Here is a 16,023-nt window from a genome sequence, read left to right as displayed (position 1 = left end):
GCTGAATTTATTTCAGCGTCTAGTATGAATAAAAGTTCTCATAACTTATACCCTGAAACAAGTTAAAGGGTGACGATAAGAAGAAATATTTAATTTAAAATCTTCAAATTCTAATTAAAGCATGGCTCTGGAATATTCCTTTGTAATTCCCGTATATAACCGCCCGGAAGAGGTAAGGGAATTATTGGAAAGTATGCTTCAGCTGCAATTTTACCGAGATTATGAGATCGTAATTGTAGAAGACGGCTCCAGTATTACTTCAAAGGAGATCGTAGAAGAATTTCAGAAGAAACTGAATATCAGCTATTATTTTAAACCTAATTCTGGGCCCGGAGATTCCCGAAATTTTGGGATGAAAAAAGCAAAAGGCAATTATTGCCTTATTCTGGATTCAGATGTTTTACTCCCGCAAAATTACCTGCTGGAAGTAGATAAATTCCTTCAGAAAAATTACTGCGATTGTTTTGGCGGGCCAGATGCTTCACATCCTTCTTTCAGCAATACGCAAAAAGCCATAGATTATACCATGACCTCGTTTTTTACTACCGGGGGAATTCGTGGCAAGAAGTCTTCGGTTAACGATTTTCAACCCAGGAGTTTTAATATGGGGATTTCCCAAAAAGCTTTTGAAGCATCAGGCGGATTTGGCCAGATTCATCCCGGTGAGGATCCAGACCTTTCCCTTAGGCTTAAAAAACTGGGTTTTAAATTGTGTTTAATTCCTAATGCTGTGGTTTTTCATAAACGCCGAATTGACTGGTCTAAATTTTATATGCAAGTCAAAAAATTCGGACTCGTACGGCCTATTCTCAATAAGTGGCACCCGGGTTCGGCTAAGATCACGTATTGGTTTCCGACGGTTTTTACTTTTGGTCTTTTAACTGCCATTATTCTTGCAGCACTGGAATTTTGGTGGCTATTTCTATTATATGCCTTATATTTTATGCTTATTGGCACTCATGCTACAATTAAAAATAAAAGTTTAGGAATTGGTTTGCTGGCAGTTTATGCCGCCCTGGTACAATTTTTTGGCTATGGTAACGGTTTTATAAAGTCGGTTTGGTATATTCAAGTTTTAAAACAAGATCCGGAACGCAAATTCCCGAATTTATTCTTTAAAAATGCTTAAAAACTTAAAATTCAAACGCATTTCAATAAAAAGATCCAGTCTAAAGACCTTTGGGTTCTTTTTGCTGTTTTCTTCTTTTATATGGTTTTCGGTGCAAATTTCTAAAGAATATACGCAAATAATAGATATTCCCGTTTCTTACGTGAATATCCCCTTAGATAAAAGTATCTCTAAAGAAAGGCCCGAGAATTTAAAATTAAGGATCCAGGATAAGGGTTTTGCTATCTGGTATTACCAGATCTTTAGACCCGAAGTAGAGTTAGACCTCGGGAAAGCTTCTACACAAAACGGCGCGCTGGTTTATAATTTTGAAGCTAACCGTGAGAGCCTGGAAGACCAGGTAAATATCGATTTTGAAAGAGCCAGGTTTATTAAAGACAATCTTTTTATTGATTTTCAGCCTAAAAAAGAAAAAAAGGTTAAGCTCAATCCTAGAATCAATTTAAGTTATGCGGTTGGATATTCGGCTAGCGAGAAAGTGAAATTAAGCCCCGACTCCATAAAGGTAAGCGGGCCCGAGGGGATTATTGATACTTTACAAAGTCTAAATACCGTTTATTTAAAGATCAATAATATAAAATCTAATGTTTCGGGTAGCGTAAAAGTAGATACCTCAAACCTGGGGATGCTCAGCTTTTATACCACAGAGGTTGCCTATAGCCAGGAAGTAGAGAAATTTACCGAAGGGAGCGTTACAGTGCCGGTAGAAATTAAGAACCTGCCCGAGAATACCAATATTTCTATATTCCCTAAAGAGGTTTTAGTCTATTTCCAGGTGAATTTAAGGCAATATGAAATGGTGGAAGCCGAAAATTTTAGAGTGGTTTGTGATTTTAATGATATAGATGAAGGCGATGATTTTATAATTGCCAGCATCGTTAAATCTCCCTCTTTTGTAAGAAATCTTCGGCTTAACGAGCGTAAAATTCAATTTGTAATAAAGCGATGATGGTGGTAGGTCTTACCGGCGGAATTGGCAGCGGGAAAACCACCGTGGCTGGTTTTTTTAAAGAAAAAGGCGTACCGGTCTATATTGCAGACGATGCCGGGAAACGCCTCCTAGAAACTTCAGCAGAAATAAGGGAAAAAGTAATAGAATTAATTGGTGAAGATGCATACACCGGGAAATCGCCCAATCGCAAACACATCGCTTCCGTAGTATTTAAGGAATCAGAAAAACTGGATGCTTTAAATAAGATAATTCATCCTGCGGTAGCCAAAGATTTTGAAAACTGGCATAGCAAGCAAAATTCACCCTATGTGCTTTACGAAGCCGCCATTCTCTTTGAAGCCGGCGGTTATAAGAAATGCGATCTAAATATCCTGGTTACCGCCAGCAAAGAAGAAAAGCTTAAAAGATTACGGCAACGGGACCAAAGCACGCTGGAAGAAATTGAAGCCCGAATGGCTAAACAATGGAGTGACGAACGCAAGAAAAAACTGGCCGATTTTGAAATAGAAAATCACGATTTAGCCCTTACCAGAACTCGTGTTGACGAATTACACGAGATTATCTTAAAACGAGGTAAAAATTAGCAGAAGTTTTGTTAACATTTGGTTAAACGCTTGAAGCCCTAAATGTTAAAATATTACTTTTGGCCACATGAATAAAAAGCTTTTCTTACTTCTTGTAATCTTAATGAGCCTCTCCCTTATTGGCATTATTTTCGTTCAGGGATACTGGATTAAGAGTACTGTAGATGATAAAGAAGAGCAGTTTACCTACGATGTTAAACAGGTGCTTTTACGCGTAGCTTCCGAAATTCAAAACCAGGAAATTGAAGATTACTGGATGAAATTTAAGGATGCCGATAGCACTAATAGCCGATTAGAATCTTCTACCATTACCGAATATTCTTACGTAAATCAAAATAAGTTAAGGAATCAAACCCTGTTTCATTCTGATGCGATCCTGGAAGAAGATTATAAGGTTTCTTCGGGTTTTATAGAATCGGCAAGAGATAGTATCCCCTTCACCAAGCTTATCAATAAAAAGGTGACCAGTATTGTAAATAGTCGCAATAATTTGGATGGCAGCAGCCTTAGTTCACAACAGCAAATAGAGCGTATTATTCGTATGGACGAATATGAGAAGAATTTGCTGAAAGAATATATTGCCGATCATACCAGCAGGTTACCACTGCACCAAAGAGTAAGCGAAGAAACTATAAAAACGCTCTTAACAAAAGAATTAAGCAACCGGGAGATCGCTTCAGAATTTGAGTATGGCGTGTATAGCAATAGTATTTCAACGAATTTACATAGTGATGATTTTTCACTAAGTCATCCAGCCACTTACGGCGTACCGCTTTTTGCAGACGACCTGGGGAATAGCAATTACCAGTTACTGGTAAATTTTACCGAAAAGAAAAAAGTAGTGCTTTCATCTGTAACTTTAATGGCGGCACTCTCTATAATATTTACGCTAATTATTGTGATTGCGTATTCCAGCGCCCTATCACAATTGATAAAACAACGGCAGATCTCGCAGATAAAGACCGATTTTATCAATAATATGACGCACGAATTTAAAACGCCTATCGCCACCATCAACCTGGCTTTAGACGCGATTAAAAACCCTAAGATTAGTAGCGACGAAGAAAAGAAAAAGCGCTATCTTAAAATGATTAGGGACGAAAATAAGAGAATGCACGCCCAGGTAGAGAATGTATTGCGTATTTCTAAGCTGGAAAAGAACGAGCTTGATCTTAAAAAAGAAAGAGTTCAACTACACGAAATTGTAGAAGACGCCATTACCCACATAGAACTTATTGTAGAAGATCGTGGCGGGTATGTACAAACCCATTTTGGAGCCCTGCGCTCTTCAATTTTAGCCAACCAGGACCATTTTACCAATGTGATCGTGAATATGCTGGATAACGCCGTAAAATACTCTGAAGACGAGCCTAAGATTGATATTTATACCGAAAATGTAAAGAACTACATCATTCTTAAGATTCGCGACCAGGGAACAGGAATGAGTAAACTGGTTCAAAAGAAAATATTTGAAAAGTTTTATCGCGAACATACCGGCGATATCCATAACGTGAAAGGTCACGGTTTAGGTTTGGCTTATGCCAAGCGAATTATAGAAGACCACCACGGACAGGTTTCGGTAGAAAGCGAAAAAGGAAAAGGAAGCACATTTATAATTAAATTACCTCTAATATCTTAATATATGGAAACTGAAGACAAGAAAATTTTGTTAGTAGAAGACGATCCAAACTTTGGAACTGTCTTAAAAGATTATTTGGCGATGAACGATTACGAAGTAACGCACGCCAAAAATGGAATGGAAGGATTTGAAAAGTTTAAAAAAGACGATTTCGACCTTTGTATCCTGGATGTTATGATGCCTTACAAAGACGGCTTTACGCTGGCTAAGGAGATAAGAGAAAAGAACGAAGAAATTCCAATTATCTTCCTTACCGCCAAAGCGATGAAAGAAGACGTGCTTAAAGGTTATAAAGTTGGTGCAGACGATTACCTGAACAAACCTTTTGATAGCGAAGTATTGCTTATGAAGATTAAAGCTATTATGCAGCGTAAAGCTACAGATAGCGTTGCAGATTCTAAGCAATTTGAATTCGAGATCGGTGCTTTTCATTTAAACTCTAAGTTGAGATTCTTAACTTTTAAAGACGAAGAAGCACAAAAACTATCTCCAAAAGAGAACGAATTGTTGCGTTTGCTTGCCCTGCACGAAAACGATTTGATGCCAAGGGAATTGGCGCTTACCAAAATTTGGAGAGACGACAACTATTTTACTTCCAGAAGTATGGATGTATATATCGCCAAACTGCGTAAATACCTTAAGAAAGACGAGAATGTAGAGATTCTAAACATTCACGGCGAAGGATTTAGATTGGTGGTTAAAAACCAGGAAAACGCCGAAGCATAAGCGAGGTGATTTTCAGTTTCCGGGAATAATGAGAGTGGCTTAAATGTATATTTAGTCCATTTAAGATTTATCGTCATGCTGAATTTATTTCAGCACCACGCGGGTCGTACTATCGTCATGCTGAACTTGTTTCAGCATCTAGCATGTTTGGAATACCAACAACTTAGATCCTGAAACAAGTTCAGGATGACGTGGTCCCCGAATTATCGTGGCCGCATGACGATACTTAGACGAATGCCTGACGTGTAGGATAGGCTTTAGCAAAAAAGCTACTCTCATTGTTTTCCTACCCGGAATTCTTTACAAAACCTTCCCGGCCACTACCTGGCCTGGTATTTTTATGCTGCTTTTAAATTACGGGAAACCGTAGAATTAACGTAATTTTTAAAGCTTTCCCACCACAAGTTTTATCTTTACTGCCGGAGGCGCTAATTTCCGGTTATGAAGCAACTTTACCCTACAAACTTCACTTTTACTTTTCGGTTACTACCCTTATACCGGAACACCAGCCTTTTTCTCCTTATTTTTTTATTGAATTTTACGCTTGGATTTGGGCAGGGAGTTACTATTTCTAGTGACGGTGATGAAGGTCCTGTTTTCACTCAGCAACAAACTATCCCTTTAACTTTTGAATTTGAAGAACCAATTAATGGTTTTGAAGAGGGAGATATTAATACGGATAATGGAGATCTTACGGATTTTATTGTAGATCCACCAAATTACAAAAGACTTGATTCAGTTGATTTAAGTAATTTTTTCTTATTTCAATTTGAGAAAATTATCATTTCAATTGATGTTAATAGTAACGACGAAGTTTTTATACTAACCCAAGGCGAAGGAGTAAAACAATTGGTAAATGGAGAATTGGAAGATTTTATTGATGCGGAATTTTTAACAGCCCCATACGATTTAGCAATCAGTAATGATGATAAAATTTATATTGCTGATAATGGAACTTATGAAGATGAAAACGACAATCGAATTCAAGATAGAAGAGTAAAAGTTTTTGATGAAAATGGAAATCCACTTTTCGACGAATATCTCGGAGAGGGAAGACGAGGAGGCGGAAAAGATCAGTTTTATGGTCCGATAGGATTAGCTTTTGATGAATTTAATAATCTTTATGTAGCAGATTATTACGATGGGACTGATAGCGGGGTTACAGAGCCGAGTAGAATAAAAATTTACTACGATAATGGCCAATTTGATGAGTTTTTTGGAAGTGGAGATAATAAGTTAAAAAGCCCATATAGATTGGCTGTTAATAATGAAATTTTATATATAGCTGATCTTGGTGATAATGAGGGAAATGGACGTGTTCAATATTTTGATGTAAGTACATTTCAAAATGAAATATTTTTAGATGTTTTAGAAGACGAAAATTTAAAATCACCAGGTAGCATAGTGATTGATGATTATGGTTTTATTTATGTGGCCGATTTTGGTGAAAATATTAATTTATCGGATATTCTCACAATTGATCCGGCTCAGGCTTCAATTGTATTTAATAGTATAAAAGCTGGTATAGATGCTAACGGTGAAATTTTTAATATTGATGTATTTGACAAGAATAATAATTATCGAATATCTATTAAAAATGAGGTTGATCTTCCGGTTGATCTTGCTTTAAATAATTGCAGTTCCTTATTAGTTCATAATACGGTTTTTAGTGGCTCTAATGTGATAGCTGCACAGGTAGATGTAGATATTGAATATTATAACCGTTTACCACATTCCTTTACTGCAAACCTAGAAATTACTGATGAATGTATTCCGGCAGAAGCTAGTGTTGGTGCAAATGTTGGTGAAGATGCAGAATGTAATAATACTCCGGCCAACGGAGATACTTTTATTGCCACATGGGATCAAACTAAACCGGTTAGAGATATTTGCATTGAAGATGATATAACAGTTCCAAGCGGTTTTGTAATCCCAAATTACATTGAAAATGGAGAAGTGAGCTTTAATGATAATTGCGGTGTAGAAAACCTAACTTATAGCCAAACTCCTGAAGTTGGAGAAACTATTACCCAAACGACTACAGTAAGCATAAGCGCTACCGATGAAACCGGAAATATTTCTGAAGCATGCACGTTTGATTTGGTGGTTGAAGAAGAACTTTTTATAGATTGCTCTGATGATCAGACTGAAGATTTTCAAGGCGAATGTGAATTCGAACTTCCAGATTATACCGATGATGCTAATTTTACGTTGGGAGCAAAGGTAACCCAATTTCCGGAGGAAGGAACTTTCATAACCGAAAATACAGAGATCACTTTAACAGCAGAACTTGATGGGGAAACCCGGGAATGTACTTTTATAGTTGAGGCTACCAATCAGCGTCCGGCATTAGCAATTTCGTGCCCTGGAGATCAAACAGAAGATGCTGACGCTAATGATATTTTTGAAATACCTGACTATACCAATTTAGCCAATGTGGCAAACAGTTGCGGTAATATTAATGTAACGCAGAGCCCAGTTTCAGGAACTGAGATTGATGAAAATACAACCATAATTCTTAGCGCAGTTGATGATCGGGGAGTTTCAGTAGACTGTAGTTTTGAAGTGATTTTAAATTTTCAGGAAAAACTTTTTATAGATTGCCCTGATGATCAGACTGAAGATTTTCAAGGCGAATGTGAATTCGAACTTCCAGATTATACCGATGATGCTAATTTTACGTCGGGAGCAACGGTAACCCAATTTCCGGAGGAAGGAACTTTTATAACCGAAAATACAGAGATCACTTTAACAGCAGAACTTGATGGGGAAACCCGGGAATGTACTTTTATAGTTGAGGCTACCAATCAGCGTCCGGCTTTAGCAATTTCGTGCCCTGGAGATCAAACGGAAGATGCTAATGCCAATGATACCTTTGAAATACCTGACTATACCAATTTAGCCAATTTGGCAAATAGTTGCGGTAATATTAATGTAACGCAGAGTCCAGTTGCAGGAACTGTGGTAGACGAAAATACAACTGTTATTCTCAGCGCAGTTGATGATCGGGGAGTTTCAGTAGACTGTAATTTTGAAGTGATTTTAAACTTTACAGACCCTTCTGCTCCCGAAATAGAATGTATAAACCAGGAAATTTTTCTGGATGAAGACGGACAGGCCATTTTGGATGTTAATAAGGTTTATAATGGAGAGCGAGATGATTTAGAATTAAGTTTGTCTCAGGAGAATTTTGACTGTTCTAATTTAGGAGCAAACACCGTGACTTTAACCGCTACAGATCCTGTGACGGGTTTAAGTAGTAACTGCTCTGCAGGAGTGGAAGTAATAGACCCTATCTTTCCAGAGGCTAATTGTGTAGCACCGGGACGGGAATTTAGATTACAAAATGGTAGTGTTACAATTTCGCCATCGGCCATAGATCTAAATTCCGAAGATAATTGTGAGATCGCCAGGAGGCTTTCCGAAGATACTTTTACAACTCCCGGCATCAAAAATATAACTCTATTTGTAGAGGATGCTGCCGGAAATACCGATGAATGTGCAACGTCTATAGAGATTTTAGCAGAAGACGACCAATCTACTGAACCCGGTTATACATGTTTTGAGGGTGATATTCCGGACCTCAGGCTGGACGAAAATTGTGAGATTAATGTTATTCCCGATTATTCTTACCTGGTAGAAACCGAAAATTTTACGCCTCGTTTTGAGCAAACCGAAGAACGTTTTGGAGAAACACTTGTGGTTACTCTGGAAGTTATAAATGCAGAAGATAATAATCTTGTAGGAGAGTGCACTTTTTCAATAAATATCGTAGACCTGTTACCACCCAATATTTCCTGCCCGGGAGATCAAACAGAAAACTTTGATCCCGAAACAGGTTTTGAAGTTCCTAATTATGAAAGTTGGGCCACTTTTTCTGATAACTGCGGGGAAGTAAGTTTCCGGCAGGAACCCGAAGCTGGTGAAATTATCTATCAAGACACTACGGTACAACTTTTTGCTGAAGATGCTAACGAGCAGGTGGCCAGTTGCAGTTTTGAATTGCAGCTTACTGAAGCCAATGTGCTTAATATTTTTTGCCAGATAGATCAAAATGTAAGTCCGGATGAAGATTGTAGTTTCACCTTACCGGATTATACTGATACTGCCGAAGTAAGTCTTCCCGGAGCTACTATTACCCAGAGCCCTCCGGAAGGCACCGTGATAAACGAAAATACCCAGGTAAAGCTTACGGCTACCCTAAATGGCGAAACCGACGAGTGCTTTTTTATGGTAAACCTCGTAGACAATGAAAACCCGGTAGCGAATTGCGTATCGGGTTATGTAGTGAATTTAGATGAAAGTGGCAATGCTACTCTTGCTCCCGAAATGCTTGATAATAATTCTACCGATAACTGCGGAATTGTTTCCATGGCTTTAAGTCAAATTAATTTTACCCGCGCCGATATTGGAGAAGTGCCTATAACTTTAACGGTTAGGGACGATGCCGGAAATATGGATACCTGCGAGACCACGGTAGAAGTGGTAGATGAAAATTCGGGTGAATTTGAGTGTCGCGAAAATGTGGTGGTTAGCCTTAATGAAAATGGCGAAGCTATGCTAAGTCTGCAGGAGCTTTACACCGGTAATGCCAGCGGACTAACCCTGGAGGCGAGCAGGTTAAACTTTAGTTGTAGCGACCTTGGTATGGTGCAAATTCAATTGGATTATTCCGGCGCACAAACCGGCAGCTGTTCAATAAATGTTGAAGTTCGGGATGAAATTCCGCCGTTTATCAATACAGATGTTGTAGAACTTACTTTAGGTGATGAAGGTTTTGCTTATTTGGAAGAAGATGATGTTTTAGCTGAAAATAATTGCGGTCAGCAATTCATTTACCGTTTTAGTAAGTCGGTTTTTAATTGTGAAGATGTAGGTTTAAATACGGTAAATGTTGAGGTAGAAGACGCAAATGGGAATATAGCCGAAAAAAATATTGAGGTGAGAGTTAACGGGGAAGCTTGCGAAATTCCCGATAACGAAGACCTGGAATTTCTATTTATCTATCCTAATCCCAATAACGGAACTTTCACCATCGCCACCCCGGAAGGAATGCAAGTAGAACAGGTGCGTGTTTTCGATTCCAGGGGACGCTTTATTCTGCAGAAAGAGTATAAAGACATCGCCCGTTTCTACAGAATGACTATTGAAGGCGTAGAATCATCGGTTTACACCCTGCAGATCTTTACCAATGAAGGAGTAGTGGTAAAAAGGGTGATTATTAGTCAGTAGGCTGTAGTCAGTAGTCTGTAATTGATAGCCGGTAGTTTTTTCTTGTCATTGCGAGCACTCCGTCACTTCGAGTGTACCGACGAGAGTCGGGATGTATCGAGCACTTCGTCACTTTGAGTGGCCCGAGGCGAGTCGGGATGTATCGAGTACTTCGTCACTTCGAGTGTCCCGACGAGAGTCGGGATGTATCGAGAAGTGCTTCGTAGTTTCCACTTCTAAAGGTTCTCGATACACCGTTATTTTCGTTTCCACTCCAATATCGCTACTCGAACTGACGGCCTCCATTAGCAACAAACCTAGAACTGTAATAGCACAGATTGCCACGTCGGCCATAGCCTCCTCGCATTGACGTTCTATAAACTGATAACCGATAACCGCTAACTGATAACTGTCAACTGCCAACTGATTTTACCAAACCCCCAACAAATTATTAACGCTTCTTTGGCAGCGAAAAATAAGCTTACTGCCTAATTTCGTTAGGTATACCGGGAAGTTGATTTTTCCGGGAACGCAACCTAAACCTACTTGTCTTGAAACAAAAATACACGAAACTAAGCCTGTTATTTATAGGGCTTTTTATAATAATTTTTTCCGCTTGTAAGAACGATAATACACAGGAAAAACAAAAGGAAAAGGAAATGCCAACTACGCAACTGGACACCATTGCCATGGAACCACCGGTTTTTAAAACTACCTACAGGCTGGATTCTATTTCCAGCCGGGAGCACCTTGACAGTCTGCAAAACAGCTTCTCTGAAGAAGAGCGAAAACTGGTGTATGCGCTAAATAGAATTGATGCGCACCGAATTAAACCCGGAACCCAACTTATAATCCCCGATTCCCTGGTAAATGATCTTAATTTATATTCCCCATTTCCAAAGAGTTTAGATCCTTTAGATTCTATAGGGAAAACCGTGGTAATTTCGCAGCGTATCCAGGCATTCGCGCTTTATGAAAACGGAAATTTACTGCAATGGGGACCTGTGAGTACCGGAAAACAAACTACAGGTACACCATCTGGTCTTTATTACGGAAATTATAAAGCTAAGCGAAAAATAAGCACCATAGACGAATCCTGGGTAATGCCTTATTATTTCAATTTTATGAATTTTGAAGGAATTGGTACCCACGAATATACCCTTCCGGGTTATCCTGCCAGCCACGGTTGTGTAAGAATGTACAGGGAAGATGCTAAATTTATTTACGAATGGGCCAGTATGTGGGAATTAGAGAACGATGTAATTGTACAAAATGGTACTCCGTTTATGGTCATTGGGGAATATGATTTTAATGAAGTTCAACCCTGGCTAAAACTTGCTGAAGACAATAAGTTTAACGAGCTAAATCCTGAAGAAATGGACACGATTAAGGTGTATGCCCAGCGCTATAAAAACGATCCTTTGAATTTTAAATTTGAAGATCTAAACGAGAAAGAAATCGTGCTTTAACCCCTCCAGAGGCATTAATTCTTAATTTCAAAGGGGTTTTCCCGTTCATTCCCCGTTGGCCTGCCATTAGATTCTTGATTTAATAAGGCATTTTGTATTTTAGTAAGAAATTAGGTTTATGAGATTCAGATTTCGTGTTTTCAGTTTATTAAGTGTTCTTTTATTTTGCTTCGGAAGCCTTGCTGCACAGGAAACCACAGTGATGGTGAGAGCACTGGCAAAAGATGCAAAATTTATAGGAAGCTCTATTGGCGGGGCAAAAATTATTGTTAGAAATGCTGAAACAGGAGCAATCCTTGACCAGGGTTTTACTTCCGGGAGTACTGGAGATACCAAACTAATTCTTAAAACTCCGCAAGAACGTTATGGTAGTCTAACCGATGAAGAAACAGCCGGTTTCAAAGCAGAATTAGATATAACAGAACCTATATTTATAGAAATAGAAGCCCACGCACCTTTTAATAAAAAGCAAACCAGGGTGGTGTCCAGTACTCAGCTTTGGGTGATTCCCGGGAAGAATATTACCGGCGATGGAGTAGTGCTGGAAGTTCCCGGTTTCGTGGTAGATATTCTTTCTCCACAAACCCACGAGCGTATAAAATCATCAGAAGTAGTAAGTTTAAAAGCCAATATTGTAATGATGTGCGGCTGCCCCGTAACCGAAGGCGGTACCTGGGATGCCAATCAATATGAGGTGAAAGCAATTCTAGCTGCCGAAGGAAAAGAAAGCAGGGAAATAGCGCTCAAGCCAACAGATAAGGCCAGTACTTTTGAGGCAGAAACGAGTTTAGATAAAGGTTACTACACCATCACCGTATATGCTTTTGATCCAGTAACCGGCAACACTGGCGTAGATAAAACTAATATTATTATTAATTAACTCACTAAGTGAGATTTGATAATAGCAGTTCGGCTTTACCTTCATTGTGAGCGCAGCAATCTTTGTTGTTAAAAGTGAATAGACTTCGTCACTTCGAGTGGCCCGCCGTGAGTCGGGATGTATCGAGAAGTGTTTTAAGTTCCAACTTCAAAAAGTTCTCGATACGCCGCTATTTTCGTTCCACTCCAATATCGCCACTCGAACTGACGCGCTTAACTATTCAAATACAGATTGCCACGTCGGCACTTCCCTTCTCGCTATGGCCTTGCTAATCCCCACACTCAAAGCATTTCATTAATTCAGGACTTATTTTAATATCTTCAGAGCCTTTAAGAGGTGTATTTAGTAATTCTCTTTCGTTAATAATACGGTGAAACTCCTTTGCATATTCCACTAAATTATCCCTTCGGGATTTTATTTTCTCAGTGATCTCTTTGCTGTTCTGCTCCGCGATATTTTTGGGCCAAACTTTAAAAGCATCGGCAATAGTATCATCGGTCAATAAATCTTGCAGTTTTTTTGCTTCCGCAGTAAAGATTTCAACCGGAGTATTGGTGAGGAAATAAACATCGTTAGGATAAACCAACCCGGGCATATGCTTGATCTCTTTCTCAAATGGTCTCACTTCCGGCTCAATATTTTTATTAGCAATTATCCCCGGAATTACACCGCCCAGATTAAAAAAGGCATTATCGCGATCTCCGGCCAGGGGAATGGCTTTAAAATTTTCGCCTTCCTTTTGAACTACCCAGCCCCATTGCTTGGCGTGCCTGTCCCAATCGCCAATAAGCATGTCGAATAAGCGCGCTCTTACAAATGCATTTTTATCTATGGAAACCTGTGCAGGATTTTCTTCTTTTAGTTCTTGCAGGTTTTTGGTGTCTAAGATTTTATATACATTTTTATAGTCTGTCCAGTTCTCTTCGCCTTCGGTTTCATACTCTAGCAGAAATAAACGATTTCCATATTTTTCATTGTATTGCTTTTCCAGAAACTCCTGTTTCGGTACAAAAACTACGTTAGGGTGAGTATGCAGAACTCCTGCTTTTTCAGAAAGAGAAGCTGCCAGAATTGCGCCATAAGGATGCGAGGCCGAAATGGCGTCTATAACGATATTTTGAAGGCCCAGGCTGCGAGCAAATTCGGGAACGTGGGTGGATGGATCTTTGTTTACACTACGCAGGGAATATAAAAAACCGTTTTTATCTTTTAAGCGAAGCGAGTGGGTTTGGGTGCCGCCACCTTCTTTTACAATCTCCACTCCTCCATACAGGCTATCTAGAAAAAGCACGGGAACTTTTACCGGGCTAGTCCAGGCTTCGCGGTAATTGTCACCCTGCATGATATCCTTAAGTTCATTCGCTTTATACAAGCTACTGGCGGCTACCTCTACAGAATCATGTCTTCGGAAATCTATGCTTTCCAGATCATCAACTTCCTGAATAGTGACCGTCTCAAATTCTTTATCTGTGCTGGAAACTGAAAAATAAATCAGTCCTATAAAACCGATAAGGAGGATAAAAACTAACCAAAGCAGTTTTTTCATTTTCTGTGATATTAGAAAGGTCTAAAAATACAGATTTATGAATTATCCTGGTAACAAAAAGGACTATAGCTGTTGAGGTTTTACCCGGTAATCGGGATTAAATGTTCCGGGGATTGCTTTAAAATCAAAATTTATTTTCCAATAATAGTTCTTATGTGCTTACTTCGGAGCTTTTTACTTGAATTTCGTTAAGAAGATCGGTGAGCTGATAGAGGGAATCGGTAGATATGACATCTTTGTAAATCTTAATGTTTTTCTCTTTAGATTCTATAAGAAAACTGTTCCTGTATTTTCGTATCGCTGTAATTTTGGATAGCTCAATACTTTTTGGAAAAAGCGAATTTTTAGTAAGAACGTTATTTTCTATTTGTAAATACTAAAATTTATTTTGATAATACCAGGTGCCAATTTCCAGAAGCCCAAGAATAAGCCAGGCATACACAAAGAAAAATTGAAAATCGGATAATAATGATATAAGGCCCATTACTAAAGAAGCTATACCATTAAATAGCCGGAAGTTTAGTCGTTTCTTTTTGAAGTAAATGATCACGCTTAAAATTTTGATCTAAAATAAATAAAAACCTTATTGCTATAGTAATTCCTGAATTTTTTCTTCCAATTCATCTCCGCTAAGGTTGCGTGCAACCACTTTGCCTTCAGAATTTATAAGATAATTGGAAGGAGTTTTTCTAATCCCGTAATTGGTAAAAACCGGGCCTTCCCAGCCTTGAAGACTGCTAAGTTGTGGCCACTTTAAATTATCTTTTTCAATAGCCTTAACCCATTCTTGCTGCTCTGTGTCTCGGGAAACAGCAACAATTTCAAGTCCGTCTGATTTATATTTTCGATATAGCTTTTTTAGTTCTTGGTTTTGCATTTTGCTGGGATAACAGGTAGATGCCCAAAATTGTAAAAGGGTTACTTTCCCGGTTAATTCTGAAAATTTTTTTGTTGCACCATCGGGTTTGGGTAATTCAAAATCGGTGTACTGTTCTCCAAGTTGTGGGATATTATCGTTATTCGAAAAGGAAAGGATCCGCTTTCCAAAAGAACTCTGCTTGATTTCTTCCGGGAACATTTCGAAATATTTGCCGGTAGTTTCCTGGCCCCATTTTCCGGAAACTTCATAAAGCATACGAAGGCTTATTAGAGCGCTAGGATTGTTTTCAATGAAAGTTTCCTGGCGTTTTCTAAGTTCGGCATCACTAATTTTATCAAAACCCTTATAAATAGATTTTTCTTCCTCAACTAGTTGTTGGGAAACAGAGCCGGTAACTTCTGCATCCTGGAAATCTACATTGCTGGCATTAAAACACATAGGTTTATCCTGCAGCCATACTTCTTTGAATTTAGAACGATCTTTAGTATGAAGCATTACCCACATTCTGGGCTCGGGGAGTTTGGTGTTAAATTCAAAGCTGTTGTGTTGTACTTTTGCGGAATCTAAAGTTTCGCCGTTAACCAAGTCCCGAAAATACAGCCAGCTGCCATCTTTTATATCCTTAGTTTTCCCTATTAAGGAAAAGGTAGATTCCTGGGCCTGAACCGGAGTGAGTATAAACAGAATACCGAAAATGATAAAAACTAATCGCATGGATTAACGAATTTAAAGGGCAATGCGTTGAAGATAAGCATTAAATCTAGATTGGATGTATGAAGGTTTTGTGAGAAATAACTTGATCTAGAATTCTTATAGATTATTTCAGGTGTTTTTTCCTAATTGACCACCTAAGACAAAACCAATCCCGATTAAAAATCCAATGATAATTGCACGAGTAATACCGGCGATACCATCACTAAACACGAGATAAATTAATATCCCGATCAATAGAACTAAAAGGCCAGCTTTTGTGGTTTTATTCATATTTGAAACCGGGATTGCACTGA

11 protein-coding genes are annotated in these 16,023 nt (G+C 38.7%); 8 read left to right on the top strand and 3 right to left on the bottom strand.

Annotation, left to right across the window (positions count from 1 at the left end; translation table 11 throughout):
- Positions 1–121: 121 nt before the first annotated feature.
- The 8 genes from APB85_RS12455 to APB85_RS12420 all read left to right on the top strand — a co-directional run bounded on the left by APB85_RS12455 (position 122) and on the right by APB85_RS12420 (position 12,590).
- The gene (locus APB85_RS12455; protein WP_057481396.1) at positions 122–1,129 is read left to right on the top strand and encodes a glycosyltransferase; all 1,008 of its coding nucleotides are present in this window, start codon (positions 122–124) and stop codon (positions 1,127–1,129) included.
- Positions 1,122–2,078, top strand: a complete 957-nt coding sequence (locus APB85_RS12450; protein ID WP_057481397.1) for a CdaR family protein — start codon at positions 1,122–1,124, stop codon at positions 2,076–2,078. The genes APB85_RS12455 and APB85_RS12450 overlap by 8 nt, the downstream gene beginning before the upstream one ends.
- Positions 2,075–2,665, top strand: a complete 591-nt coding sequence (gene coaE, locus APB85_RS12445) for a dephospho-CoA kinase (protein WP_057481398.1) — start codon at positions 2,075–2,077, stop codon at positions 2,663–2,665. The genes APB85_RS12450 and coaE overlap by 4 nt, the downstream gene beginning before the upstream one ends.
- Positions 2,666–2,732: 67 nt before the next feature.
- Positions 2,733–4,304, top strand: coding sequence for a sensor histidine kinase (locus tag APB85_RS12440; RefSeq protein ID WP_057481399.1), 1,572 nt, complete (start codon positions 2,733–2,735; stop codon positions 4,302–4,304).
- A gap of 3 nt (positions 4,305–4,307) precedes the next feature.
- A complete protein-coding gene (locus APB85_RS12435) occupies positions 4,308–5,030 on the top strand; it encodes a response regulator transcription factor (RefSeq protein ID WP_057481400.1) in 723 nt (240 codons plus the stop codon).
- 441 nt (positions 5,031–5,471) lie between these two features.
- Positions 5,472–10,262, top strand: coding sequence for a T9SS type A sorting domain-containing protein (locus APB85_RS12430; RefSeq protein WP_057481401.1), 4,791 nt, complete (start codon positions 5,472–5,474; stop codon positions 10,260–10,262).
- A 530-nt stretch (positions 10,263–10,792) separates the two neighbouring features.
- Positions 10,793–11,710 carry a L,D-transpeptidase gene (locus APB85_RS12425; protein WP_057481403.1) on the top strand — a complete coding sequence of 306 codons (918 nt, stop codon included), beginning with the start codon at positions 10,793–10,795 and terminating at the stop codon, positions 11,708–11,710.
- A 118-nt stretch (positions 11,711–11,828) separates the two neighbouring features.
- Positions 11,829–12,590: a hypothetical protein gene (locus APB85_RS12420; protein ID WP_057481404.1), complete on the top strand. Its 762-nt coding sequence runs from the start codon at positions 11,829–11,831 to the stop codon at positions 12,588–12,590.
- Positions 12,591–12,858: 268 nt separating this feature from the next.
- Here the strand turns inward: APB85_RS12420 and APB85_RS12415 are convergent, their stop codons facing one another.
- The 3 genes from APB85_RS12415 to APB85_RS17365 form a co-directional block, all read right to left on the bottom strand.
- Positions 12,859–14,136 (bottom strand): hypothetical protein, encoded by a 1,278-nt coding sequence (locus APB85_RS12415; protein ID WP_057481405.1) that lies wholly within the window; start codon positions 14,134–14,136, stop codon positions 12,859–12,861.
- A 589-nt stretch (positions 14,137–14,725) separates the two neighbouring features.
- Entirely contained in the window at positions 14,726–15,730 is a 1,005-nt protein-coding gene (locus APB85_RS12410; RefSeq protein ID WP_057481406.1) for a TlpA disulfide reductase family protein, read from the bottom strand.
- Between the two features lie 108 nt (positions 15,731–15,838).
- Positions 15,839–16,000: a hypothetical protein gene (locus APB85_RS17365; protein WP_160319240.1), complete on the bottom strand. Its 162-nt coding sequence runs from the start codon at positions 15,998–16,000 to the stop codon at positions 15,839–15,841.
- Between the last annotated feature and the right edge of the window lie 23 nt (positions 16,001–16,023).

The organism is Salegentibacter mishustinae (assembly GCF_002900095.1).
In the GTDB taxonomy this organism is placed as follows: domain Bacteria; phylum Bacteroidota; class Bacteroidia; order Flavobacteriales; family Flavobacteriaceae; genus Salegentibacter; species Salegentibacter mishustinae.
The sequence above is the reverse complement of the archived record's forward strand: the minus strand, read 5'-3'. Positions and strand labels throughout refer to the sequence as shown.

Excerpts from the sequence above, each read along its gene's own strand:
- APB85_RS12455 (WP_057481396.1), top strand. The coding sequence starts at position 122 with ATGGCTCTGGAATATTCCTTTGTAATTCCCGTATATAACCGCCCGGAA.
- APB85_RS12450 (WP_057481397.1), top strand. The coding sequence starts at position 1,122 with ATGCTTAAAAACTTAAAATTCAAACGCATTTCAATAAAAAGATCCAGT.
- coaE (WP_057481398.1), top strand. The coding sequence starts at position 2,075 with ATGATGGTGGTAGGTCTTACCGGCGGAATTGGCAGCGGGAAAACCACC.
- APB85_RS12440 (WP_057481399.1), top strand. The coding sequence starts at position 2,733 with ATGAATAAAAAGCTTTTCTTACTTCTTGTAATCTTAATGAGCCTCTCC.
- APB85_RS12435 (WP_057481400.1), top strand. The coding sequence starts at position 4,308 with ATGGAAACTGAAGACAAGAAAATTTTGTTAGTAGAAGACGATCCAAAC.
- APB85_RS12430 (WP_057481401.1), top strand. The coding sequence starts at position 5,472 with ATGAAGCAACTTTACCCTACAAACTTCACTTTTACTTTTCGGTTACTA.
- APB85_RS12420 (WP_057481404.1), top strand. The coding sequence starts at position 11,829 with ATGAGATTCAGATTTCGTGTTTTCAGTTTATTAAGTGTTCTTTTATTT.
- APB85_RS12415 (WP_057481405.1), bottom strand. The coding sequence starts at position 14,136 with ATGAAAAAACTGCTTTGGTTAGTTTTTATCCTCCTTATCGGTTTTATA.
- APB85_RS12410 (WP_057481406.1), bottom strand. The coding sequence starts at position 15,730 with ATGCGATTAGTTTTTATCATTTTCGGTATTCTGTTTATACTCACTCCG.
- APB85_RS17365 (WP_160319240.1), bottom strand. The coding sequence starts at position 16,000 with ATGAATAAAACCACAAAAGCTGGCCTTTTAGTTCTATTGATCGGGATA.